We start from the raw sequence: 24101 nt of genomic DNA on the forward strand, positions 1-24101 counted from the left end.
CTGCCAGAGATTTCTCACCGAACTCTTACCGCCGGAGGGCAATCTTTTGGGACGCGCGCTCCGTCTTACAGGGGGAGGATGTCGCGACGAGGAGATGATCTTGAAGAGGAAAGCCGTTGCCCGCCGGCGCGGGCCACGCTGGGCCCGCTGGTGCATCACCCTCGGCGCGTTGCTGACCGTCGTGGGCGGCGGCTCGGTCGTGGCGATCCAGGCGACGGTGGGCGCGGCGACCCGGTCGGTCGCCCAGCAGAGCCTGCTCGGCTCGGCCGCCAATTCCCAGGTCAAACACGCCGACGTCAAGGGCGCCAAGAACGTCCTGCTGGTCGGCATCGACGCCCGCAAGGACGCGCTGCCGACCGCCGGCACCCGGTCCGACTCGATCATCCTGCTGCACATCGCGGCCGATCACGACACCGGTTACATGATCTCGCTGCCGCGCGACAGCTACGTGCCGATCCCGGCGTACGACAACGGCGCGCAGAAGTTCGGCGGCGGCAAAAACAAGATCAACTCGGCGTTCTTCTTCGGCAGCCGCGGGCTGACCGGGCCGGACGCGCTGTCGCACGGCTTCGAGCTGCTGTCGCTGACGATCAAGGAGCTGACCGGGATCACCCCGGACGCCGGCGCGATCATCGACTTCCAGGGCTTCCGCAACGTGGTCAACGTGCTGGGCAAGGTCTGCATGTACGTCGACGAGGACACCACCTCGATCCACATCGGCAAGGACAACAAGACCGGGAAGTTCGCGAAGCCGTACGTGATCAACAAGGACGGCACGCTGCGGTCCAAGATCAAGGGCGTAACCCCGAACTTCTACGCCAAGGGCAACCACTGCTTCACGCCGTCCGAGGCGCTCGACTTCGTCCGCCAGCGCGACCTGCTGGCGAACAAGGACTTCGACTACGGCCGGCAGCGGCACCAGCAGCAGTTCTTCAAGGCGATCGTCAATCAGGCGGTGAAGGACGGCCTGTCCTCGCCGACCAAGCTGCCCGGCCTGATCAAGGCGATCGGCTCGACGATGACGGTCGACAGCGGCGGCATCTCGCTCGAGGACTGGGTCTTCGCGATGAAGGGGATCAACCCCAACGATCTGATCACCATCAAGACGAACGAGGGCAAGTTCAACCCCGAGAAGGTGGCCGGCATCGGCGAGGTCGAGATCCTCAGCCCGGACAGCATGCGGCTGCTCGAGGCGGCCAAGGACGACACCGTGGCCCAGTTCGCCGCCGAGCACCCGACCTGGGTGGCGAGCGCCTGACGTCGCCGGCCGGATCGCCCGGCTCTGGTGGCTCGTGCCGGGCGCTGTCCGGCGAGGATGTCACTCTCGCGGGGTAGCGCCGTCGCACACGGTTGTGGGTACCGTGACATCAGCACCCCACCACCCATCAGAATGGGGAGCCATCGTGGGCGGGTTACCGCTCCTGCACAAGGTCGCCCTCGGCGACCACGTCTGCTGGACCGTCGACGACGACGCCACCCGCATGGAGGCGATCGCCGCTTTCGTCCGCGCCGGCCTGCGCGCCCGGCACAAGGTGATCTACAGCGGCGACGAGCCCGAGGCCGTTCTCGACGCGCTGGAACGCCACGGGGTCGGCACCCGGGCCGCGCTCGGCGAGGGGCGGCTGAGCGCGGTGACCGCCGAGTCGAGCTACCTGGCCGGCGGTGTCTTCGACCCCGGGGGCACGCTGAGCGCGTGGCACGCCGAGGTGGCGCAGGCGCGCGCCGAGGGCCACCCGGGCCTCCGCGTCGTCGGCGACATGACCTGGGCCACCCGGCGGGTTCCCGGCGCCGAGGACCTGCCGTGGTACGAGGCCGAGATCAACACGGTCTTCCTGGAGGGGTACGTGGCCGGCGTCTGCGCGTACGACCGGCGCCGCTTCGACCCGCTGCAGTTGCGGCGGCTCGGCTTCGCCCACCCCGGGGCGGCCGGCCCGCACACCCCGTTCGAGCCCGAGGCGTCGCTGCGGGCGAGGCGCACGACCGACCCGTACGGCCTGCGCCTGGCCGGCGAGGTCGACCTGTCCAACCGTGACGCGCTGCGGGCGGTGATCGCGCACCTGTTCGACGGCGCGCCGGCCGCCACCGTCGACGTCGCCGGCCTGACCTTCGCCGACACCGCGGCCGCCCGCATCCTGGTCGAGGCCGCGGCGGACGGCCCGGTGCGGCTGGTCGGCTGCTCGCCGTCGCTGTGCAAGCTGCTCGCCTTCCACGGCGCCGACGGCGTCGCCGGCCTGACGGTGGTGCCACAATGACCACCTTCGACCATCCCGGGCTGCTCTACCGCGAGCCCGGCGGCTTCCTCGACGGCACGGTCCCGTTCGTCCGCGCCGCGGTCGAGGCGGGCGACCCGGTGCTGGTCGCCCTCCCCGGCGACCACCTCGGGCTGCTGCGCGACGCGCTCGACGGCGTCGCCGGCCGGGTGGTGTTCGCCGACATGGCGACGGCCGGCCGCAACCCGGGCCGGATCCTGCCCTCGGTGCTGCTGCCGTTCGCGGCCGCGCACGCCGGCCACCGGGTGTCGATCGTGGGGGAGCCGGTCTGGGCCGGGCGCACCGAGGCCGAGCGGCCCGCCTGCGCCCAGCACGAGGCGCTGATCAACGCGGCCTTCGCCGGCGCCGACGCGAGCATCCTCTGCCCGTACGACGAGGCGGCCCTCGGCCCGGCGGCGATCGCCGACGCCTGGCGCACCCACCCCGTGATGATCTCGCGGGGCGATCGGATGCCGAGCCCGTGGTACGACGGCGACCCGATCGCCACCGCCGAGGCGGTCAACGCGGCGCTGCCGCCGCCACCGGCGGAGGCCGAGTCGGTCGGCTACGAGGGTCTGCGTGACCTGTCGGTGGTGCGGTCGTTCGTGCGCCGGCGCGCGGCCGCGGTGCTCGGCCCGGACCGCACGCAGGGCATGGTGCTGGCCATGCACGAGCTGGCGACCAACACCATCAAGCACGCGGGCGGGCCGGGACGCGTCACGGTCTGGACCGAGCCCGGCCGCATCGTGTGCCAGGTCGACGACCGCGGGCACATCACCGACCCGCTCGCCGGCCGCCGCCTCCCGCCGCCGCTGAGCCCGTGCGGGCGGGGACTGCTGATGGTCAACCAGGTGTGCGACCTGGTACGCGTGTGCACCGGCCCGGCGGGAACGACGGTCCGCGTGCACATGGCCTTCGACCAGGGTCTGTCCTGCCGATCCGTCGCGTCCTAGTTCCGCGCGGCCGGCACGGCCGGCGCCGGGACTGCCGCTCGCGGCTCGGTCAGCATCAGGCCGAGCGCCCAAGCGGCCAGTGGAGCGGCGCACAGGATGGTGAAGACGCCCTGTGGGCCGTGGCTCTGTGCCGCCAATCCCAGCAACGGCGCGAACAGGCCGCCGATGCTGACGCCGAGGCCGAGCGTCACGCCGGCGGCCGTGCCGGGGCGGCCGGGCAGGCAGTCCTGACCCAGCTTGACCAGCACCGCGAACGGGATGTTGAGCGCGACGCCGACCAGCGCGGCGAAGCACAGTGCCCGTTCGCCGCGCCCGGCCCGCGGCGGCGGCCCGGTGCCGGCGATGGCCGCGCAGCAGGACGAAGGCGATCAGCACGGCCGGCGGGAGGAACAGAACGGTGGCCGGGACACCCCAGGTGACCAGGGCAGGGGTGGCGAGCACCGGCGCGAGGAAGAAGCCGACGCTGCCGCCGGCCGCGAAGACGCTCATCGCCGTGGTGCTGTCGCCGGCCACCTCGCGGGCTGCCTGGCCGGCCGCGGGATGGAACATCGCCACGCCCAGGCCGGAGAGCAGGATCAGCGTCCAGACCGCCGGATAGCCGCCGGCCAGCCCGGACAGGCCGATCCCGGCCAGCGCGACCCCGGCGGCGGCCGGCCAGCCCAGCCGGAAGCGGTCGGCGAGCATGCCGATGAACGGCTGCGGCACCGAGCTGCCCAGCGCGGCCGCGAGGGTGAGCCCGGAGGCGGCGACGTAGCTGTAGCGGTGGTCGAGGACGAAGTACGGCAGGGTGCTGCCGGTCACCCGCGTGGCGGCGGATTGCGGCTACCGCAGCCCGAGCGCGTTCATCGAGGCGTTCCGCGCGGCCTTCGGCACCACCCCGGGCCGGTACCTGCCTCGAAACTTTCGCCCATAGCCGAAGGAACAGTCGGCTTTCTTCCGGCGCGCCGGGGTTCGGCGGATCGTGCGGGCGCACCCGTATGCAGCTCGGTTACCGCGTCGCTCGCCTCGGCCGGCCGGGCGGGCGACCACCGACTGTTATCGATAACAATCGGGTCTCCGGCCGCCGCCCGAAAGTTTCCGGGGGAAGTTTCGCCAACATGTCGCCGACGTTGCCGGAACTGTTGACATGGTCATTGTTAGCGTTCACACTCGACGCCACGCCGCTGCCCCCGAAGAAGGAGTTAAGCGCAATGAGATTTTCCCGGATGGGGGCCGTGGCCTCCGCCGTCGTCCTTACCGCCGCCCTCGCCGCGTGTGGCTCGAGCGAGAAGACCGCCGACAAGGCGGCCTCCGGCGGTGACACCGCGGGCGCCCTGATCGGCGTCACCATGCCCACCAAGCGGTCGGAGCGGTGGATCTCCGACGGTGACAACCTGAAGAAGCAGCTCGAGGCTCTCGGCTACCAGGTCGACCTGCAGTACGCCGAGGACGACATCCCCACCCAGACCCAGCAGCTGGACAACCAGATCACCAAGCACGCCAAGCTGCTGATCATCGCGTCGATCGACGGCACCGCGATCACCACCCAGCTGGAGAACGCGAAGGCGAACAACATCCCGGTCATCGCGTACGACCGCCTGATCCGCAACAGCCCGAACGTCGACTACTACGCGACCTTCGACAACTTCAAGGTGGGCGTGCAGCAGGCGACCTCGCTGCTGACCGGCCTCAAGGTGCTCAACGCCGACGGCTCGAAGGGCAGCGCGAAGGGCCCGTTCAACATCGAGCTGTTCGCCGGCTCGCCGGACGACAACAACGCGACCTTCTTCTTCAACGGCGCGATGAGCATCCTCAAGCCGTTCATCGACGACAAGACGCTGACCGTCAAGAGCGGCCAGACCGACTTCAAGACGGTCGCCATCCTGCGCTGGGACCCGGCGACCGCGCAGAAGCGCATGGAGGACCTGCTGACCTCCACGTACAAGGGCGGCGCGAAGGTCGACGGCGTTCTTTCGCCCTACGACGGCCTGTCCATCGGCATCCTTTCCGCGCTGAAGAGCAACGGATACGGTACGGCGGCGCAGAAGTACCCGGTCGTCACCGGCCAGGACGCCGAGCTCGCGTCGGTCAAGTCGATCATCGCGGGTGAGCAGTACTCGACGATCTACAAGGACACCCGCCAGCTGGCCAAGACCACGGTCGAGATGGCCGACGCCGTCCTCAAGGGTCAGAAGCCGCAGGTCAACAACACCACCGACTACGACAACGGCAACAAGGTCGTCCCGTCGATGCTGCTGCAGTCGGTGATCGTCGACAAGACGAACTACCAGAAGGAACTCATCGACACCGGCTACTACACCCAGGCGCAGCTCGGGTAATGAGCGACACCATCCTCTCGATGCGGAGCATCACCAAGACGTTCCCCGGGGTCAAGGCCCTGCAGGACGTCAACCTGGAGGTGCTCCGCGGCGAGATCCACGCGATCTGCGGGGAGAACGGCGCCGGAAAGTCCACCTTGATGAAGGTGCTTTCCGGCGTCTACCCGTACGGCGACTACGAGGGTGAGATCACCTTCGAGGGCGAGCCCTGCCGGTTCGGCGGCATTCGCGACAGCGAGCACCGCGGCATCGTGATCATTCACCAGGAGCTCGCGCTTGCTCCCAACCTGTCCATCGCGGAGAACATCTTCCTGGGCAACGAGCAGGCCACGCGAGGGTTCATCGACTGGAACAAGACCAACGCGGCGGCGTCCCAGTTGTTGCGCCGGGTCGGGCTGAGCGAACACCCGGTCACTCAGGTGCTCGACCTCGGGGTCGGCAAGCAGCAGCTGGTGGAGATCGCGAAGGCGCTCTCCAAAGAGGTTCGCCTGCTCATCCTCGACGAGCCGACCGCGGCGCTGAACGACGAGGACTCGGCCCACCTGCTGGATCTGCTGCGCGGCCTGCGCGACTCCGGCATCACCTGCGTGATCATCTCGCACAAGCTCAACGAGGTGCTGGCGATCGCCGACCGGGTGACCATCCTGCGCGACGGCCGGACGATCTCGACCACGCCGGTGTCCGAGCTGACCGAGAGCCGGATCATCTCGGGCATGGTGGGCCGCGACCTCGATCACCGGTTCCCGCCGCACGAGCCGACCGTGGGCGAGGAGATCTTCCGGATCGAGGACTGGACCGTGCACAGCCCCACCCAGCACGGCCGGCTCCTGGTCGACAACGCGTCGCTGTCGCTGCGGCGCGGCGAGATCGTCGGGCTCGCCGGGCTGATGGGCGCCGGCCGGACCGAGCTGGCCATGAGCGTCTTCGGCCGCGCCTACGGCGCGAACATCAGCGGGAAAATCTTCAAGGACGGCAAGGAGATCCGCTTGCGGTCCGTGCGTGACGCGATCAGACACGGCATCGCGTACGCCACGGAGGACCGCAAACGATACGGCCTGAACCTGATCGAGGACATCAAGCGCAACATCTCCGCGGCGGCTCTGGGCCGGCTCGCCCACCGCGGCTGGGTCGACGACAACGAGGAGTACCGGGTCGCCGACGGGTACCGCACGTCGATGAACATCAAGGCGCCCAGCGTCTCGAGCATCACCGGCAAGCTCTCCGGCGGCAACCAGCAGAAGGTCGTGCTGTCCAAATGGATCTTCACCGATCCGGACGTGCTGATCCTCGACGAGCCCACCCGCGGCATCGACGTCGGCGCCAAGTACGAGATCTACACGATCATCAACCGCCTCGCCGACCAGGGCAAGGCGGTGCTGGTCATCTCGAGCGAGCTGCCCGAGCTGCTCGGGCTGTGCGACCGCATCTACACCCTCTCGGCCGGCCGGATCACCGGTGAGGTGCCGCGCGCCGAGGCCACCCAGGAGGGCCTGATGACCCTCATGACCGCCGGACAGGAGGCAGGCAAGTGAGCCTCGCACCCACCAACGCCGACCTCGCCGTGGACACCTCACCGGAGGCACCCGCGCCCGCCGGCGGCCGCCGCTTCTCCATCAACCTGCGGCAGAGCGGCATCTACATCGCGTTCGCGCTGATCGTGCTGCTGTTCACGGTGCTCACCGGCGGCGACATGCTGCAGCCGCAGAACATCAGCAACATCATCGTCCAGAACTCCTACATCCTCATCCTCGCCATCGGCATGATCCTGGTGATCATCGCGGGTCACATCGACCTGTCGGTGGGCTCGATCGTGGCGGCCACCGGCGCGATCTCCGCGGTGCTGATGGTGGAGAACCACGTGGCGTGGCCGATCGCGCTGATCATCACGCTGGTGTTCGGCGCGCTGATCGGGGCGTGGCAGGGCTACTGGGTCGCGTACTTCGGGATCCCGGCCTTCATCGTCACGCTCGCCGGCATGCTGCTGTTCCGGGCGATCACCCTGTCGATCCTCGGCAACCGGGGCATCGGCCCGTTCCCGGACGAGGTCCGCACCCTGGCGAACGGCTTCACCGACGGCTATCTCGGCAACGTCGGCCTCGGCGTGCTGGGCGGGGCCGACCTGTTCAGCCTGCTGATCGGCCTGCTCGCGGTGGCCGGGCTGATCGTGGCCCAATGGCGGTCGCGGGCCGGGCGGGTCCGCTACGGCCAGGGTGTCGACCCACTGTGGATCTTCATCACCAAGATCGCGGTGGCGACGTTCGTCATCATGTTCGTCGTCGTGCAGCTGGCCCGGTTCCGCAACCTGCCGTGGGTGCTGGTGCTGCTCGCGGGCCTCGTGCTCGGCTACTCGGTGCTGGCCAACCGGTCGGTGTTCGGCCGCCAGATCTACGCCGTGGGCGGCAACCTGCAAGCCGCGACGCTGTCCGGTGTGAAGGTCAAGTCGGTCATCTTCTGGATCTTCGTCAACATGGGCGTGCTGTCCGCCCTGGCCGGCATCATCTTCTCCGGCCGGCTCAACCAGGCCAACCCGACCGCCGGCAACCAGTTCGAGCTGGATGCCATCGCGGCGGCCTTCATCGGCGGCGCGGCGGTGCAGGGCGGCGTGGGCAAGGTCGTCGGCGCCATCACCGGCGGCCTGATCATGGGTGTGATCAACAACGGCATGAGCCTGATCGGCGCTCCGTCCGAGCGGGTCATGCTCGTCAAGGGCGCGGTCCTGCTGGCCGCCGTCGCGTTCGACGTGTGGACCAAGCGGCGGGCCGGCGCCTCGCGCTGACCCCGGGTCCGGTTGGGGCGCCCCGCTTCCGGGGCGCCCCTTCCCGTCAGTGACCCATCAGCCGGGCCCTCGTCTCCTGCATCTCGGCGATCTGCTCCGCCGACATCGCGGCCCGCGCCTCCGCTCGCGTGCGGCTCATCTCGGCGAGTTCCTCCTCGCTGAGCGTGGCCGCCCACTCCCGGCGCGCGCGGTGCATCTCCTCGAGCTGCTCGGGCGTCAGTGGCTGACTCATCGTGACCATCTCCTCGATCAACGCGACGAACTGCGACGGCTCCGGGTCGTCGAGCCGCTCCAGCAGGCCCCGCAGGCTCGCGCGTACCTGCTGGGCCTGGCGGATCCGCTCCTCGGTCTCGGCCAGCTGACGGCGCAGGATCTCCCGCGGATCCTCGCCGCCGGCTTCCAGGGCCGCCGCGATGTCCCGCAGGGAGAGGCCGAACCGCCGCAACGCGAGAATCGTGTGCAGCCGGCGCACGTCGTCGCCGGTGTAGCACCGATGCCCGCCGGCCGTCCGCGACGACGGCCGCAGCAGGCCCAGCCGGTCGTAGTGGTGCAGCGCCCGCACGGTCACCCGGGTGGCCCGGGCCAGCTCCCCGATCCGCCACTCCCGTTGCTCGGCCATCGTCCCCCTTGCCGGTCGCCTTCGTCGCTGTTTTCGCTGTCTCCTCGACGCTAGGACCTGACGCGGCGTCGGGTTCAAGAGGCAGGAAAAACTACAGCAGCGCCTTGGCGAACCGCGCTTCCAGCGTCGCCGCCCAGCGGGTGACCGCCGGCAGGGTGGCCGCGAAGGCCACGGCGACCGCCATGTAGAAGATCACGATCGTGCCGTAGCGGTCGCCGAGCCCGAGAAGCTCGGGCAGGTCGACGCCGTCCTTCGGGAGCGCCCAGCCCCACAGCGACCAGGTGGCCCCGCTGAGCACCCCGGTCCACCAGGTCGCCACGACGGAGAAGGCGACGGTGCTGGGCGCGAGCCGCAGCACCGCGTGCGTGAGGTCCCGCCAGGACTGCGGGTCGGCGAGCACGGCGATCATCCGGGCCGGCGCCGAGGCCGACTTGGCGGCCCGGTAAGCCGGCGCGGGAAGGGCCGAGCCGAGCACCGGCGCGACCCGGGCGCGCTCGGCGATGGCGAAGCCACGCGCCCCCATCAGGGTCGCGGCGAGCAGCGGCACGCCGACTACGGCCACCACCAGGCCGGCGCCGGCCGCGAAGCCGGTGAGGCAGACGGTGAACGCGATCGCGGCCAGCGGGAATCCGGTGAGCACGTAACGGGTGTCGGTGACGAGCCGCCCCCACGCGCGAACCGCCGGCGCGGGGGCGAGCTGGGTGTGGACCGGTGTCGTCGTCATGCCCATGACGCTATTCATCGATCGCCGCCCGGCCGATCCGGCGAGCCGCCCGATCGATGGTGGGGTTAGCACTACCAGCGGCCATATGCAGCGGCCACGCGGCTGCACCTTGCGCGCCCGGCCGGAATCGCTAGGCCGGACAGGCCGGCGCGACGAAGTAGGCGTGCGCTCCGCGGGTGAAGCGGCACCCGAACGCCGGCGAAGCCACCACCTTCGGGTTGAGGATCGCGTCACCGGCCGGGCGGTGTCCGGTGTAGACCCACCTGGTCAGGTCGTCGAACCCCGCGGTCAGCTCCGCCTGGGTGAAGTCGCAATGACCCACGCCGCGGATCGCCCGCGACACGAACGGGCGACCGTGCGCGGCGGCGCGAAGGGCGTAGATCTGCTCCATCGAGAACGGCACGAACAGGTCGCCGATGTCGTGCAGCGACAGCACGGGAACTCGCGGGTTCCCGTCGACGCGCGGGATGCCGGCGAGCCCCCGATCGGCGACGGCCGTGTGCCGCACGCGCAGCACCGAAGCGTTGAGCCGCCATTCGTCGGCGGTGGGCCAGATGCGGTCGGTGCTGCGGTAGAGCGTGAGCCGGTTGTCGGTCACGTTCCCGGGCGCGATGTCGGCGGTGCCTCCGGACAGGCCCGGATACAGACCGAAGAGGAACGGCATGTCGCTCAGCGGCGCCAGCGAGGTCGCGGCGTTCCAGTAGGCGAACGCGCTGTCGAAGCCGGGCCGCGAGCCGCCGGTGCGGCGTTCCACCACGTCGGACCACGTGCGGCCGGCCGCGGTCAGCTCCGGCGGTCGCCCGACGTTCACCCCGAGGGCCGGCAGCATCGCGGCCACCGAAGCGCGCCACCGATCCTCGAAGTCGGGCCCCGGGTGCAGCGGGAAGGTGATCGGCGTTCGGGTCAGCGCGGCCGCCGTCACGTTGGCGTCGAGGAAATAGTCGAACAGCTTCGCGTCGCCGAGGACGCCGCAATAGGGCATCGCGCCGGCGAAGGCCCGCGGGTAGGTCTCGATCGCCACCGCGGTGACATGCCCGCCCATCGACGCGCCGGTCATGATGACGCTTCGCGCCGGGCGCCCGGTCGCCTGGCGGAAAAGACCGATCATCGCGTACGAGTCCCGCACGCCCTGCCCCACGTCGTAACCGTTCGTCGCGTAGCTCGAGGCCGCCCACGCGTATCCCGCGTCGATGTAGTGCGCGCGCAGGCCGGGCGAATCCACATAGACGGTGGTTCCGGTGCCGCGGTAGCCGTGTGCGTAGACGACGAGCCGCCCGTTCCACTTGGCGGGCACCTCGATCCGGTACGCCGCGCCCGCGCTGATCCCCGTGTAGGTGCGGGCGCCCGCCAACGGCACGAACGGCGTCCCGCTGATGTCGCAGTCCGGATCGGCGACCGTGTACCCCGGCTGGGTGCTGCTCGGCACCGGCGCGGTGCAGACGGGAGGATCCGCGAGCGCCGGCGAACCGGCCATCGCGAACGCCGGCACGAGAGCAAGGGCGACAGCGGCACGCTTCCAGGCAGTGATCATCGTCGTTACCTCCCGGTAACATCCAATGCCCGCCATCGACGGCTGTCAAGACCGTGATCACCGCGCTGACCTGCTTGAGCGGCAATACGGCTACAGGCTGGGAAAGGAGCTGTCCACAACCCCTCGGAACGTCGTCTACTACTACGTCAAGTGAACCGAGGGAGGCAGCAGTGACCGCCGCCGAGCGCTGGACGGAGGCCCTGGCGTACGCCGAGGAGCGTCGCGAGGCGCTGCTGGCCCGCGAGCCCAGCGGCCGCGACGGGCTCGACCTGCTCGAGGCCGAGCTCGAGCGCGCCTGCCTCGCCGCCGCGCTCGGCAACTCCCGGCTCGGTGAACGGTCCCTCGCCGCCGCCTCGGCCGCGGCGACGGCCGCCGGGATCGCCTGGATGCGCGACCGCGGCCGCGTCGAGCTGCCGGTGCTCGGCCGCGGGCAGCAGCGTCGTGACCACCCCGGCGGCGTGCGGGAATTCCCGGCCGAGGGCGTGCCGATGAGCCCGAACACGTGGTTGATGGCGGTCGGCGTGTGCCGCGCCCTGCGCGACGAGGCGGGGCTGGCCGTGCTGGGCGATCCGCGGCTGCTGGAGCGATTGGGCGAGCGGGGCGAAGCCTTCTGGACGCCGGTGGGAGCGGCCCTGGCGCGGCCGGACGCCGGGACGATCGGGGCGGCGCGCGAGTCGCTCGCGAAGACGGTGCGGGCGCCGCGGCACTCGCCGGGGGCGGGCGAAGCGCCGGCCGAACCGGATGACGTCGCTCTGCGCGTACGCCCGCTCCTTGATCTTGTCGCGGCCGGCGAGCAGACGGCGTTCGACGCGGCGCTCGCCGCCGCCCTGCGGTGTCACCAGGAGTTCTTTGCCCGGCAGGACGGGGAGCTCGAGGTGTTCGGCCTGCTCGCCCTGCCGGTCATCGGCCTCGCGGCGCTCGGCCACGACCGGGGACTCGCGGTCCGGGTGGGCGCGGGGTCGCTCCCGCCCGATCTGGTACGCGGCGCCGTCCGCCCCCTCGGGACGGTCCGTTACCACTTTCCGGCCGGGCGGCTGCACCGCTCTGAGGAGGCCACCTGGTTTCTGGACCTGGAGGGGTTCCCGCGTGCGGGACGCGCGCACGGCATGCGGATGCGGGCCGGAAAGATGACGGCGACCTACACCGCCTCGAACGGGCCCGGTCTGCCCGAGGCCTGCCTGCGGGTCGAGCCGCCGCCACCGGCCGGGGGCGCCGAGCACCGGACGGCTGTCGGCGGGGAGGACCTGATGGATGTCGGCGAGCTCGTGCTGACCGCCGACCTCCTCTCGGCGCGCGCCGGGGACGACCGCCAGCGCCGCGCCTGGCTCGCCGAGGCCGCCGACTGCCTGGCCGCCGCCCGCGCCCGGCCCGAGCCCCGCTTCGTGCACGAGCGCGGCTGGGCCGCCTACCGCGCCGAGCCGGGACGCTTCCACCCCGACCGGCTGGCCGCCGTCGAGACCGCGTGGCGGGAGATGCTCGACGAGTGGGAGGCCGGCGACGCCCGCACGCAGTCCGGGGTGTCGATCACCGTGCTGCGCCTGCGACTCGAGCCGATGCTGCAGGCCATCGCGGTCGACCGCACCGGCGTGGCGCTGCGCGAGATGCGGCCCCGCGACGAGGATTACGCGAAGACCTTCACGCCCGGCACGGTCGAGCGGGCGCGGCGCCGCTACGAGGAGCTGTGGGCCGGGCCGCTCGACTTCCGCCACCCCGATCCCGAGGCGCGAGTGGAGATTCACGTGGCGCCGGCCGGGATGCTCGGCGACGCCAACGAGCTGTCCCGGTTCTTCCCGGGCGGGTATCGCTCGATCGCCGGGCTGCTCATGCCCAAGCGCGTGTGGGCTGCCTGGCGATATGTGACGCCGGGGCGGACCGCGGGCCTGTCCTACGACGGGCTGGCCTGGTGCGACGACCATTGGGCCTGGTTCCCCAAGCCGTACCGCCTGCTGGCCGTGTAGTTACCTTGTGCGGCATGCGTTTACCGCCGCTGCCCACCCCAGCCCCGATCGATGTGCCGAGCCGCGTCGTGGGCGACCGTCCCACCCAGCTCACCAAGCCGATCACGATCAGTCCCTACGACCCGGCCTGGCCCGCGCGCTTCCGCCGGGAGGAGGCGCGCATCCGGGCCGCGCTGGGCACGAAAGCCCTTGCGGTCGACCACGTCGGCTCCACGGCGGTGCCGGGACTGGCGGCCAAGGACCGGGTCGACATCGACCTGATCGTGGCCGACCCCGCCGACGAGGACGCCTACGTGCCGGCGCTGGCCGACGCGGGCTACCGGCTGGCCACCCGGGAGCCGTACTGGTACGAGCACCGCTGCCTCTGGGACGCGAACCACGACGTCAACCTGCACGTCTTCGGCCCGGACTGCGACGAGCACCTGCGCCATCTGATCCTGCGGGACTGGCTGCGCGCCCACCCCGGCGACCGCGACCGGTACGAGGCGGCCAAGCGCGAGGCCGCCGCGGCCAGTCCGATGTCGATGAACGGCTACGTCGCCGGAAAGGCCGGCGTCATCCTCGACATCCTGCGCCGGGCCGGGCTCAGCTGACGAGGCGGCGTTTCCGCCGGGCCGGGCTCAGCTGACGACGGCGTTTCCGCCGGGCCGGGCTCGGCTGACGACGACGGGCGGGGGAGCGGTGCTCTCCCGCACCACCAGCGTGGTCGGGACCAGCACCGTGCCGGCCTCGGCGCGCTCGTCGTGGATCTGCTCGAGCAGCCCGTGCACGCAGCGCCGGCCGACCTCGGCGAAGTCCTGGTGGACCGTGGTGAGCGGGGGCAGGTAGGCGGCGGCGTCGGGGATGTCGTCGAAACCCACCACGCTGACCTCCGCGGGCACCCGCCGGCCCCGCTCGTGCAGGGCGCGCAGCACGCCGAGCGCCATCTGGTCGTTGGCCGCGAAGATGGCCGTGCAGGACGGCTCGTCCGCCAGGGCCAGGCCGGCCGCGTAGCCGGAGGCGGCCGACCAGTCGCCGCGCTGGACCGGCGGCACGACCCGGCCGGCGTCCTCGAGCACCGCGCGCCAGGCCGCCGCGCGCCGCTCCGAGGAGAACGACTCGGCCGGGCCGGTCACGTGCCAGACCGTCTCGTGGCCGAGGCCGAGCAGATGGCGCACGGCCTGGCGGGCGCCGTCGGCCTGGTCGGTGTCGACGACCGGGTAGCGATCGCCGGCGTCCGAGTCGACCACCACCACCTGCACGCCGGGCGGCAGGGTCAGGTTGACCGCGTCGAGGAGGTGCACCTCCATGATCACGATGATGCCGTCGACCGCCAGCTCGCCGAGCCGGGTGAACGCGCCGAGCACGCCGTCCTGGGTGGGCGCGGCCACCGGGAACAGCGTGATCGCGTACCCCTCCTGGGCGGCCTGCGTCGCGATGGCCTCGACGGTGCGGCTGTTGCCGGTGGTCGCCAGCGTGAACAGGATGACGCCGATGGTGCGGAAGCTGCCGCGCTTGAGCGCACGTGCGGCGCTGTTCGGCCGGTAGCCGAGTTGTTCCATCGCGTGCAGAACCTGCCGGCGGGTGGACTCGATCACGCCGGGGTGCCCGGTGGAAACCCGGGAGACGGTCTGCGCCGAGACCCCGGCCAGGCGGGCGACATCGGCCATCGAGACGCCGCGCGTCCGCCGATGCGACGAAGCGTTCTGGCTTCTTGACGACCCGTTCACGCGGTGAAACTATCACCTCGATGTTTACGTAAACATACCGTCGCCCGACTCCGGGAAACAAAGTCACACACGATCGAACGCCTCGTCGAGGCCCGATGTTTGCGCAAACATCGACACGCCGCGGGATCGGAAGGGTGAGGGGCATGGCAACAACCCAGGTCGCGGCGCCACCGGGCGGTCGCATACGGCGCCGGTCGTGGCGAGGCTGGCAGTTCGTCGCCCCGTTCATGCTGGTCTTCGCGCTGGTCTTCCTCGCGCCGATCGCGTACTCGATCTACCTGAGCCTGTTCCGGAACCGCCTGGTCGGCGGCAACTCGTTCGCCGGGCTGGACAACTACCGGCAGGCGATTCAGGATTCGCAGTTCTGGTCGGCGTTCGGCCGGGTCGCGCTGTTCCTGGTCGTCCAGGTGCCGATCATGCTGTTCCTGGCCCTGCTGGTGGCGCTCGCCATCGACTCCGGGCGGCTCTACGGCCGGTCGTTCTTCCGGATCACGATCTTCCTGCCGTACGCGGTGCCGGCCGTCGTCGCGACGCTGCTGTGGGGCTTCATGTACGGCAGCCGGTTCGGCCTGGTCGGCAACCTCAACGACGCCCTGCACGTGACCCTGCCCGACCCGCTCGCCCCGCGCCTCGTGCTCGCGAGCATCGGCAACATCGTGACCTGGGAGTTCGTCGGTTACAACATGCTGATCTTCTACGCGGCGCTGCGCACCGTGCCGCACTCGCTCTACGAGTCGGCCGAGATCGACGGCGCCGGCCAGTTCCGGATCATCACGGCCATCAAGTTGCCGGCGATTCGCGGCGCCCTGGTGATCGCCACCATCTTCTCGGTGATCGGCAGCTTCCAGCTGTTCAACGAGCCGGCCATCCTCAAGCCGCTCGCCCCCAACGCGATCACCACGTTCTTCACCCCGAACCTGTACGCCTACTCGCTGTCGTTCTCCGGTCAGCAGTACAACTACGCGGCCACGGTCGCGATCATCATGGGCCTGATCACCATGGTCATCGCGTACGTCGTGCAGCTCCGCGGCGCCCGGGAGGGCTGATGTCCACGGGGTTGCGTTCCGCCACCCGTACCCGGGAAATGTCGCCCAGCGCGGCCGGCCGCACCAAGCGCGGGCGCAAGCGCAGCCTGACCCTCACCGTGCTGACGGCGCTGATGGCGCTGTACACCCTCGTGCCGCTCGCGTGGCTTTTCTTCAACGCGACGAAAACCCAAGAAGGGCTGTTCACATCGTTCGGGCTGTGGTTCGACGACGGAAAGTTCGCCCTGTTCGCCAACATCAAAGACACGCTCACGTACGACGACGGAATCTTTCTCCGCTGGCTGGGCAACACCCTGCTGTACGTGGTCATCGGTGCCGGCGGCGCCACCTTCCTGGCCGCGCTGGCCGGCTACGGGCTGGCCAAGTTCGACTTCCCGGGCCGCAAGGGTGTGTTCGCCGTCGTGATCGGCGCGGTCGCGGTCCCCGGCACCGCCCTCGCCGTCCCGCAGTTCCTGCTGTTCGCCCAGCTCGGCCTCACCGACACCCCGTGGGCCGTGATCATCCCGTCGCTGGTCACGCCGTTCGGCCTGTACCTGATGTGGACCTTCGCGGCCCGGGCCGTCCCGGACGAGATCCTCGAGGCGGCCCGGGTCGACGGCGCCGGCGAGTTCCGCACCTTCTTCCGGATCTCCGTGCCGCTGCTCGGTCCCGGGCTCGTCACGGTGCTGCTCTTCACCGTCGTCGCGACCTGGAACAACTATTTCCTGCCGCTGATCATGCTGAAGGACCCGGACTGGTACCCGCTCACGATCGGCCTCAACGCGTGGAACGCGCAGTCCGGCACCGCGGGCGGCCAGGCCGTCTTCAACCTCGTCATCACCGGTTCGCTGCTCACCATCCTGCCGCTGATCGCGGCGTTCCTGCTGCTCCAGCGCTACTGGCAGTCCGGCCTCGCCGCCGGAAGCGGCAAAGAATGAAAGGATCCCTCATGCGCAAGCTTTGGCCGGTGGCGGCGGCCGCCGCCCTCACCCTGGCGCTGGCCGCCTGCGGTGGCGGCGACGACTCCTCGGACTCGTCCTCGTCCTCCGGCGCCGGTGTCTCGGACTCCGGCGTCGCCGCGGCCCTCGAGAAGGGCGGCACGCTGACGGTCTGGGCCTGGGAGCCCACCCTCAAGCAGGTCGTGACGAGCTTTCAGCAGAAATACCCGAACGTGAAGGTCGACCTGGTCAACGCCGGCACCGGCGACAAGCAGTACACCGCGCTGCAGAACGCGATCGCCGCCGGCAAGGGCGTGCCGGACGTCGCGCAGATCGAGTACTACGCGCTGCCCCAATTCGCCCTCGGCAAGTCGCTGACCAGTCTCAAGGGGTACGGCGCCGAGGACCTCAAGGCCGATTTCACCCCGGGCCCGTGGAACTCGGTGCACTCCGGCGGGGACATCTACGGCCTGCCGATGGACTCCGGCCCGATGGCGCTGTTCTACAACAAGGACGTCTTCGACAAGTTCGGCGTCAAGGTGCCCACCACCTGGCAGGAGTACCTCGACGCGGCCCGCACGATCCACAAGGCCGATCCGAAGGTCTACATCACCAGCGACACCGGTGACGCCGGCTTCACCACCAGCCTGATCTGGCAGGCCGGCGGCAAGCCGTACCAGGTCGACGGCACCACCGTGACGATCAACTTCACCGACCCGGGCAGCACCACCTTCACCCAGGTGTGGCAGCAGCTGATCAGCGAGAAGCTGGTCGCCCCGATCTCCGGCTGGACCGACCAGTGGTTCCAGGGCATCGCCAACGGCACCATCGCCACCCTGCCCACCGGCGCGTGGATGCCGGCCAACTTCACCTCCAGCGCGCCCAGCGGCTCCGGCAAATGGCGGGTCGCCGACATGCCACAGTGGACCCCCGGGGCCAAGGCCAGCGCGGAGAACGGCGGCAGCTCGCTGGCCATCATGGACAAGGGCGCCAACAAGGCCCTGGCCTACGGCTTCATGAAGTACGCCGCCGACGACGAGGGCGTGCAGATCCGGGTGGACAACGGCGCCTTCCCGGCCACCACCAAGCAGCTCTCCGATCCGAAGTTCCTGAGCACCGAGTTCGCGTACTTCGGCGGTCAGAAGGCCAACGAGATCTTCGCGAAGTCCGCGCGGAACGTCGTGCCCGGCTGGTCGTACCTGCCGTTCCAGGTCTACGCCAACAGCATCTTCAACGACACCGTCGGCAAGGCGTACGTCTCGGGCACCACCCTCGCCGACGGCCTGAAGGCCTGGCAGGACCAGTCCACGAAGTACGGCACCCAGCAGGGCTTTACCGTCAAGTGACACCCGGGGGCCCGCCGCGGCGGGCCCCCATGTTAAGGAGATCGTGTTGAGTTCCACCCGTTGGCTGCGCCGCACCGGTGAGCCGCGCCTCGAGTACGGCGCCGACTACAACCCCGACCAGTGGCCGCGCGAGGTCTGGGACGACGATGTCCGGCGCATGCGCGAGGCCGGGGTGACCATCGTGTCGCTCGCGATCTTCTCCTGGGCGCGGATCGAGCCGGCCTCCGGCGAATACGACTTCGCTTGGCTCGACGACGCGATGGACCTGATGCACGCCAACGGGATCCTGGTCGACCTCGCCACCGCGACGGCCTCGCCGCCGCCGTGGCTGACCACCGCGCACCCCGAGATCCTTCCGGTCGACCGGCTCGGCAACACGATCTGGCCCGGCGGCCGGCAGCATTGGCGGCCCACGTCGCCGGTCTTCCGCGCACACGCCCTGCGCCTCGTGCGCGCCATCGCCTCGCGTTATGCCGATCATCCGGCGCTGGCCGCCTGGCACGTCAACAACGAGCTCGGCTGCCACCACGTCCACGACTACTCGGACGACGCCGCCGACGCGTTCCGGGCCTGGCTGCGGGCGCGTTACCGGACGATCGAGGCGCTCAACGACGCCTGGGCCACGGCCTTCTGGTCGCAGCGCTACGGGTCGTTCGAGGAGATCCTGCCGCCGCGGCTGGCCGCGACCTATCCGAATCCCGGCCAGCAGCTCGACTTCAAGCGGTTCTCGTCGGACGCGCTCAAGGACTACCTGATCGCCGAGCGGGATCTGCTGCGCTCGATCACCCCGGACGTGCCGGTCACCACGAACTTCATGGTGATGGGCGAGCAGAACGCGATGGATTACGCCGACTGGGCCGCGGAGGTCGACTTCATTGCCAACGACCATTACCGTACGCCCGGCGCGCGCTCGGCCGACGAGCTGTCGTTCTCGGCCAACCTGACCGGCAACCTCGCCGGCGGCCGGCCGTGGTTCCTGATGGAGCACTCGACCAGCGCGGTGAACTGGCGGCCGGTCAACCTGGCCAAGCGGCCGGGCGAGCTGGAGCGGGACGCGCTGCTGCACGTGGCGCACGGCGCCGACGCGGTCTGCTTCTTCCAGTGGCGGCAGTCCAAGGGCGGCGCCGAGAAGTACCACTCGGCGATGCTGCCGCACGCCGGGGCGGACAGCTCGCTGTTCCGGTCGGTGGTCGCGCTGGGCCGGCGGCTCGAGTCGCTGGCGTCACTGGCCGGCACGCCGCGGACGCCGGCCCGGGCGGCGATCCTGTTCGACTGGCAGTCGTGGTGGGCGTCCGAGCTCGACTCGCACCCGACCAACCGGCTGCGCTACCGCCGGGAGGCGCTCGACTGGTACACCGCGTTCCTCGACCTCGGGGTCCGGGCCGACGTGGTCCCGGTCGCGGCCGATCTGTCCGGCTACGACGTGGTCGTCGCGCCGATCCTGTACGTGGTGCCGGCCGCGCTGGCCGAGCGGCTCACGTCCTACGTGGACGACGGCGGTCACCTGGTGACGACGTACTTCTCCGGGATCGTCGACGAGCACGACCAGGTGTGGCTGGGCGGGTATCCGGGCGCGCTGCGAACGTTGCTCGGCATTCGCATCGAGGAGTTCGCCCCGCTGCCGGACGGCGAGCGGGCCGACCTCGGCAACGGCCTCGCCGGCACGATGTGGAGCGATCGGATCGACGTCACCGACGCTGCGGTGGAGGTGCTGGCCTCGTACCGGAGCGGCGATCTGGCCGGCCGGGCGGCGGTGACCCGGCGGCCGGCGGGTGCGGGCTCCGCCTCGTACGTGTCGACGCGTCTCGGGCCCGAAGGGCTCGGGGTGGTCCTCGGCGAGCTCCTCGCGCGTGCCGGGGTGACCAGCGATGTGCCGGCGGAGCTGCGCGGCCGCGTCGAGGTGGCCCAGCGCGGCCGGTACCGCTTCGTGTTCAACCGGACCGAGGGACCGGTGGACATCTCGGCGCTCGACCCGGCGAACCCGATGCTCGCCGCCCGGGCAGCGGCGGTGATCCGCGCCTGACCGTTCCGGGTGCGGGGTGGTCCCGGTGGCGCTGGTGACGCCACCGGGACCGCTGCGTTCCGGCCGGTTCCGGTCCCGGGGTCAGCCCTTGATCTGCTTGGGGCCGTCGCCGGCGGTGCCGATGCTGATCTTGCGGGGCTTGGCCTTCTCCGACATCGGGATGTGCAGGGTCAGCACGCCGTTGTCGTAGGTGGCCTCGAGCTTGTCGGTGTCGAGGGTGTCCGCGACGAACAGCTGGCGGCTGAAGACACCCATCGGGCGTTCCGCGATCACGGTCTCGACGCCGTCCTTCTGCGTGCGCTGCCGCTGGGCCTGAACCTGCAGCACGTTGCGCTCGACGGTCAGCTCGATCGAGTCGGGGTCGACGCCGGGCAGGTCGAAGTACACGTTGAACCAGTCACCGTCGCGCTCGGCGTCGACATGCATGACGGCCGGCCGGCCGGCGGTGCCGGTGAGCTGCTCGAAGAGGCGGTCCATGTCGCGGAACGGGTCGGTGCGCATCAGCATGGTCATCTCCTCCTTGGTGCCCCTTCACCGAAGGCGTCTCGTTCCGGGGATCTCCCGTGGTTGAGTGCCCTTGACTCAACTTACTTCCACCCATACAACGAACTCATGGCAGTGTCAAGTCCTCGGCGAGATGACCGGCATTGGCCCGCACACGCTGCGCGCGTACGAGCGCTCCGGACTCGTACGGCCCGCGTCGTTGCGGCAGCGACGTTCCGGCCACTGACCGGCGAGGGCCGCCGCCGCGAGACGAACTACAAACCTGTACTTCGTGCCGAGATCTTGCCGTTGACCAGCGCGAACGTCACGCTGGAAAGAACGGGACGCGCGAGCCGCGGAAGACATGAGTCACTGAGGGTCACACTCACCCGCGGCCCGGCGTCCCTTTCCAGCGGCTCCGCCACGCGTTGCCCGACCGCAGCTTCGCACGCAAAGCGTCGCGCACACCCAGCTCAGACCGGGAACAGACCCTCGCTCCCGGCGGCTTCCTAGCGGCGGCCGAACTCGTGGGACAGGACGTATCGGGCGACGCCGTTGCCGATGCGCACGCCCTGCTCGTCGGCGGAGCGGAAGTGGACGCCGGCCCAGATGCGGGCCTCGACCACCTCGTCCAGGGCCCGCCGAGAAGCTGGGCGTACTGCCGGCTGGTCAGCGCGGGCGGCTCCGCGGTGCGGAACATGTCGTTGCGCGGGATCACGAACGAGCGCAATCACGAACGAGCGCATCGACCCGACCCACGCGCCGTCCGACGCGTTCGTCGGCGGGGTGGGCCGCCAGACGCCCGGCGTCGTGCCGGCCGTCCAGGCATCCGTGGGATCGAAGGCGCCGTCGTGCACCCGCGCGGCGATCATCGCGTCCGCGGCCCGCCGCCGTTGCCTCTGCCCCGGCACCGAGGGCAGAGGGACGGCGCGGCGCCGGCCATCGGGGGGAGAGGCCGGCGCCGCCGATCCGGGTCGCCGCCCGCCGGCGGCGGGCCGGCCGGGCGGCGACGACTTCGCACTTCGAGGAGCGGTGCGGCGGGGGACGGTTTGCGGGTACGGCGGGGAGTGCCGGCTAGAAGGGGAAGGACGCGGGCTGGCTGCGGACGGTCACCCAGCGCGTGTCGGTGAAGGCGTCGATGTTGGCCTGGGCGCCGCCGAAGCGGGAGCCGGTGCCGGACGCCCCGGTGCCGCCGAACGGGGCGTTGGCCTCGTCGTTCACGGTCTGGTCGTTGATGTGCACGATGCCGGTGGGTATCCGGTCGGCCAGCTCGACGCCGCGCATCGCGTCGCGGGTGACGATGCCCAGCGACAGGCCGTACTCGGTGGTGGTGGCCAGGGCGATGGCCTCGTCGACGGTGCCGAAGCGGGCGACCGGCGCGACCGGGCCGAAGATCTCCTGGGCGAACGCGGGCGTCGAGGTGGTCACGCCGGCGAGGACCGTGGGCTGGTAGAAGAGGCGGTCGAAGCTGCCGCCCGCGGCCAGCCGGACGCCGTCGCCGACCGAGGAGGTCACCAGGTCGTGGATCTTGTCGCGCTGGCCGGCGTCGATGACCGGGCCGAGCGCGACCTGCTCGCGGGCGGGGTCGCCGACCGGCAACTTGGCGGCCTTGTCGGCGAGGCGCTCGACGAAGTCGTCGTAGACGCGCTCGTGCACCAGGTGCCGGCCGGTGGTCATGCAGATCTGACCCTGGTGGAACCAGCTGCCCCAGGAAGCCAGGTTGACCGCGGCGTCCACATCGGCGTCGTCGAGGACGAGCAGCGCCGAGTTGCCGCCGAGCTCGAGGTGGGCGCGCTTGAGGTGGCGGCCGGCCAGCTCGCCGACCCGGCGGCCCGCGGCGGTCGAGCCGGTGAACGAGATGACCGGCACCCGGGGATCGGTGAGCATCGCCTCGCCGACGTCGGCGCCGCCGACCAGCACCTGCAGCAGGCCGTCGGGCAGCCCGGCCTCCTGGAAGATCCGGGCGAACACGAGGCCGCCGGTCACCGCCGTACGCGGATCGGGCTTGAGCAGCACCGCGTTGCCGAGGGCGAGCGCCGGAGCGACCGACCGGATGCCCAGGATGATCGGCACGTTGAAGGGCGAGATCACCCCGACCACGCCGACCGGGTAGCGCCGGGCCATCGAGAGCCGCGGCTCCTCGGAGGGGATCAGCGAGCCGTAGGGCCGGCTGGGCAGTGCGGCCGCCTCCCAGCACTCCTGCTCGGCGACGTGCAGGGCGAAGCCGGCCAGCCCGGGGATCGCGCCGACCTCGCGCACGTTCCACCAGCTGATCTCCTCGGCGTGCTCGGCCCACAGCTGGGCGGCCTTGCGGAGGACGGCGGCGCGGGCGGAGTGCGGCAGGGCTGCCCACTCGCGCTGGGCGTCGGCGGCGACCTTGGCGGCCCGGGCCACGTCGTCGGGGGTGGCCAGGTTGACCTGGCCGAGCGATTCGCCGGTGGCCGGCTCGATCACGTCGGCGGCGGCGCCGCCGCCGGGGCGCCACGACCCGCCCTCGAAGATCTGGTCGTTCCAGCGGGACTGATCGAGCAGAGCCATCGTCGGCACCTTCCCACGAGAAAGTTTCGCCGAATCTAGGCCCGAAACGATCCCGAAACAACGCGGTGTTTCACATAGTCGAACGGTAGCCCAATTGATGCGAGATCTCGGCCGCCGTGCGCCGCAGCGGCCCGGCCAGCCGGCTGACCACCGACTCGACCGAGGCGGTCCAGGTCGTCAGGTGCACGGCCACGTTGATCGCCGCGACCACATGCCCGGAGCGGTCGCGGATCGGCGCCGCGATCGAGCGCAGGCCGGGCGCCAGCTCCTCGTCGTTGACCGCGTAGCCGGCCTGCCGCACCTTGGCCAGGGCGGCGACCAGCTGCTCCCGTACGGTGATCGTTTTCGGCCCGCGGCGGGCCAGATCCATCCGGTCGAGCAGCGCGCGCAGCGCCGCCGGGTCGCGGTGCGCGAGCAGCACCTTGCCCATCGAGGTGCAATAGGCGGGCAGCCGCGAGCCGACGTGCAGATTGAGGTCGACGGCCAACCCGGTGGTGCGGCGGGATCGGCGGCGTTCCACGTACACGATGTCGGCGCCGTCGAGAACCGCCATGCTGGCCGCGCAGCCGGTCTCGTCGGCGAGCGCCTGCAGGCGGCCGGCCGCGATCCCGGTGATCTCCATCGAGCTGATCGCGGCGAAGCCGAGGTCGACCACCCGCGGGCCGAGCGAGTACTTGCGGGTGTCCGGGTCCTGCTGGAGGAAGCCGAGGCTGGTCAGCGTCGCTACGTAGCGGTGGGTGGTGCTGCGGTTGAGGTCGACGGCGCGGGACAGGTCGGCGATGCCGAGGACCGGGCCGTTGGCGGCGAACTCGCTGAGGATCCGCAGGCCCCGCTCGAGCGATTGGGAGAACGACGGCTGCGCCATGCTGTTCACCATATCAACGCTCATTCCGGATATTCGAACGTGGTCG

At 70.7% G+C, this 24101-nt stretch carries 23 protein-coding genes and 1 pseudogene; 14 read left to right on the plus strand and 10 right to left on the minus strand.

Annotation, left to right across the window (positions count from 1 at the left end; translation table 11 throughout):
- The first annotated feature begins 94 nt into the window (after positions 1–94).
- The 3 genes from ACFQS1_RS26670 (at position 95) to ACFQS1_RS26680 (ending at position 3202) form a co-directional block, all read left to right on the plus strand.
- Positions 95–1258 carry an LCP family protein gene (locus ACFQS1_RS26670; RefSeq protein ID WP_378973371.1) on the plus strand — a complete coding sequence of 388 codons (1164 nt, stop codon included), beginning with the start codon at positions 95–97 and terminating at the stop codon, positions 1256–1258.
- A 145-nt stretch (positions 1259–1403) separates the two neighbouring features.
- A complete protein-coding gene (locus ACFQS1_RS26675) occupies positions 1404–2252 on the plus strand; it encodes an MEDS domain-containing protein (protein WP_378973374.1) in 849 nt (282 codons plus the stop codon).
- Positions 2249–3202, plus strand: coding sequence for an anti-sigma factor RsbA family regulatory protein (locus ACFQS1_RS26680; protein WP_378973376.1), 954 nt, complete (start codon positions 2249–2251; stop codon positions 3200–3202). Before ACFQS1_RS26675 ends, ACFQS1_RS26680 begins: the two co-directional genes overlap by 4 nt.
- Here ACFQS1_RS26680 and ACFQS1_RS26685 read toward each other — a convergent pair.
- Together ACFQS1_RS26685 and ACFQS1_RS26690 are read right to left on the minus strand one after the other, a co-directional pair.
- Complete coding sequence (locus tag ACFQS1_RS26685; RefSeq protein WP_378973379.1) at positions 3199–3450, minus strand: hypothetical protein; 252 nt, start codon at positions 3448–3450, stop codon at positions 3199–3201. The genes ACFQS1_RS26680 and ACFQS1_RS26685 overlap by 4 nt on opposite strands.
- Positions 3451–3562: 112 nt before the next feature.
- A pseudogene (locus ACFQS1_RS26690) lies at positions 3563–4003 on the minus strand (MFS transporter); the annotation flags it as partial.
- A 4-nt stretch (positions 4004–4007) separates the two neighbouring features.
- On the opposite strand from ACFQS1_RS26690, the gene ACFQS1_RS26695 reads away from it, so the two are divergent.
- The 4 genes from ACFQS1_RS26695 to mmsB all read left to right on the plus strand — a co-directional run bounded on the left by ACFQS1_RS26695 (position 4008) and on the right by mmsB (position 8296).
- Positions 4008–4115, plus strand: coding sequence for an AraC family transcriptional regulator (locus tag ACFQS1_RS26695; protein WP_378973574.1), 108 nt, complete (start codon positions 4008–4010; stop codon positions 4113–4115).
- Positions 4116–4392: 277 nt separating this feature from the next.
- Positions 4393–5520, plus strand: coding sequence for a multiple monosaccharide ABC transporter substrate-binding protein (gene chvE, locus ACFQS1_RS26700; RefSeq protein ID WP_378973381.1), 1128 nt, complete (start codon positions 4393–4395; stop codon positions 5518–5520).
- A complete protein-coding gene (mmsA, locus tag ACFQS1_RS26705; RefSeq protein WP_378973384.1) occupies positions 5520–7052 on the plus strand; it encodes a multiple monosaccharide ABC transporter ATP-binding protein in 1533 nt (510 codons plus the stop codon). Before chvE ends, mmsA begins: the two co-directional genes overlap by 1 nt.
- The gene (gene mmsB / locus ACFQS1_RS26710) at positions 7049–8296 is read left to right on the plus strand and encodes a multiple monosaccharide ABC transporter permease (protein WP_378973387.1); all 1248 of its coding nucleotides are present in this window, start codon (positions 7049–7051) and stop codon (positions 8294–8296) included. The genes mmsA and mmsB overlap by 4 nt, the downstream gene beginning before the upstream one ends.
- Positions 8297–8342: 46 nt before the next feature.
- Here the strand turns inward: mmsB and ACFQS1_RS26715 are convergent, their stop codons facing one another.
- From ACFQS1_RS26715 to ACFQS1_RS26725, 3 genes are all read right to left on the minus strand, one after another.
- Positions 8343–8915: a MerR family transcriptional regulator gene (locus ACFQS1_RS26715; protein WP_378973389.1), complete on the minus strand. Its 573-nt coding sequence runs from the start codon at positions 8913–8915 to the stop codon at positions 8343–8345.
- 91 nt (positions 8916–9006) lie between these two features.
- Entirely contained in the window at positions 9007–9639 is a 633-nt protein-coding gene (locus tag ACFQS1_RS26720) for a sensor domain-containing protein (RefSeq protein ID WP_378973391.1), read from the minus strand.
- Positions 9640–9769: 130 nt separating this feature from the next.
- Positions 9770–11170: an alpha/beta hydrolase family protein gene (locus ACFQS1_RS26725; RefSeq protein WP_378973394.1), complete on the minus strand. Its 1401-nt coding sequence runs from the start codon at positions 11168–11170 to the stop codon at positions 9770–9772.
- A 170-nt stretch (positions 11171–11340) separates the two neighbouring features.
- On the opposite strand from ACFQS1_RS26725, the gene ACFQS1_RS26730 reads away from it, so the two are divergent.
- Both ACFQS1_RS26730 and ACFQS1_RS26735 read left to right on the plus strand, forming a co-directional pair.
- On the plus strand, positions 11341–13128 hold the full coding sequence (locus ACFQS1_RS26730; protein ID WP_378973397.1) for an Imm49 family immunity protein: 1788 nt from the start codon (positions 11341–11343) through the stop codon (positions 13126–13128).
- A gap of 14 nt (positions 13129–13142) precedes the next feature.
- Positions 13143–13721 carry a GrpB family protein gene (locus tag ACFQS1_RS26735; protein ID WP_378973399.1) on the plus strand — a complete coding sequence of 193 codons (579 nt, stop codon included), beginning with the start codon at positions 13143–13145 and terminating at the stop codon, positions 13719–13721.
- Positions 13722–13748: 27 nt separating this feature from the next.
- Here the strand turns inward: ACFQS1_RS26735 and ACFQS1_RS26740 are convergent, their stop codons facing one another.
- Positions 13749–14777 (minus strand): LacI family DNA-binding transcriptional regulator, encoded by a 1029-nt coding sequence (locus tag ACFQS1_RS26740; protein ID WP_378973402.1) that lies wholly within the window; start codon positions 14775–14777, stop codon positions 13749–13751.
- Between the two features lie 203 nt (positions 14778–14980).
- On the opposite strand from ACFQS1_RS26740, the gene ACFQS1_RS26745 reads away from it, so the two are divergent.
- The 4 genes from ACFQS1_RS26745 to ACFQS1_RS26760 are packed head-to-tail and all read left to right on the plus strand — an operon-like array spanning position 14981 to position 20169.
- Positions 14981–15883 (plus strand): carbohydrate ABC transporter permease, encoded by a 903-nt coding sequence (locus ACFQS1_RS26745; RefSeq protein ID WP_378973404.1) that lies wholly within the window; start codon positions 14981–14983, stop codon positions 15881–15883.
- Positions 15883–16800, plus strand: a complete 918-nt coding sequence (locus ACFQS1_RS26750) for a carbohydrate ABC transporter permease (RefSeq protein ID WP_378973406.1) — start codon at positions 15883–15885, stop codon at positions 16798–16800. The genes ACFQS1_RS26745 and ACFQS1_RS26750 overlap by 1 nt, the downstream gene beginning before the upstream one ends.
- Before the next feature lie 11 nt (positions 16801–16811).
- On the plus strand, positions 16812–18146 hold the full coding sequence (locus ACFQS1_RS26755) for an ABC transporter substrate-binding protein (RefSeq protein ID WP_378973409.1): 1335 nt from the start codon (positions 16812–16814) through the stop codon (positions 18144–18146).
- A 43-nt stretch (positions 18147–18189) separates the two neighbouring features.
- Positions 18190–20169 (plus strand): beta-galactosidase, encoded by a 1980-nt coding sequence (locus ACFQS1_RS26760; protein WP_378973411.1) that lies wholly within the window; start codon positions 18190–18192, stop codon positions 20167–20169.
- An 81-nt stretch (positions 20170–20250) separates the two neighbouring features.
- Here ACFQS1_RS26760 and ACFQS1_RS26765 read toward each other — a convergent pair whose 3' ends face one another.
- Positions 20251–20676, minus strand: a complete 426-nt coding sequence (locus ACFQS1_RS26765) for an Hsp20/alpha crystallin family protein (protein ID WP_378973413.1) — start codon at positions 20674–20676, stop codon at positions 20251–20253.
- 130 nt (positions 20677–20806) lie between these two features.
- On the opposite strand from ACFQS1_RS26765, the gene ACFQS1_RS26770 reads away from it, so the two are divergent.
- Complete coding sequence (locus ACFQS1_RS26770; RefSeq protein ID WP_378973416.1) at positions 20807–20899, plus strand: MerR family transcriptional regulator; 93 nt, start codon at positions 20807–20809, stop codon at positions 20897–20899.
- Positions 20900–21161: 262 nt separating this feature from the next.
- On the opposite strand, the gene ACFQS1_RS26775 is transcribed toward ACFQS1_RS26770, so the two are convergent.
- The 3 genes from ACFQS1_RS26775 to ACFQS1_RS26785 all read right to left on the minus strand — a co-directional run bounded on the left by ACFQS1_RS26775 (position 21162) and on the right by ACFQS1_RS26785 (position 24055).
- Entirely contained in the window at positions 21162–21563 is a 402-nt protein-coding gene (locus ACFQS1_RS26775) for a phosphatase PAP2 family protein (RefSeq protein ID WP_378973418.1), read from the minus strand.
- A 163-nt stretch (positions 21564–21726) separates the two neighbouring features.
- Entirely contained in the window at positions 21727–23190 is a 1464-nt protein-coding gene (locus ACFQS1_RS26780; protein ID WP_378973421.1) for a benzaldehyde dehydrogenase, read from the minus strand.
- A gap of 70 nt (positions 23191–23260) precedes the next feature.
- The gene (locus ACFQS1_RS26785) at positions 23261–24055 is read right to left on the minus strand and encodes an IclR family transcriptional regulator (RefSeq protein WP_378973424.1); all 795 of its coding nucleotides are present in this window, start codon (positions 24053–24055) and stop codon (positions 23261–23263) included.
- Between the last annotated feature and the right edge of the window lie 46 nt (positions 24056–24101).

Origin of the sequence: Paractinoplanes rhizophilus (assembly GCF_042664765.1) — a bacterium.
GTDB classification, from domain to species: Bacteria; Actinomycetota; Actinomycetes; order Mycobacteriales; family Micromonosporaceae; genus Actinoplanes; species Actinoplanes rhizophilus.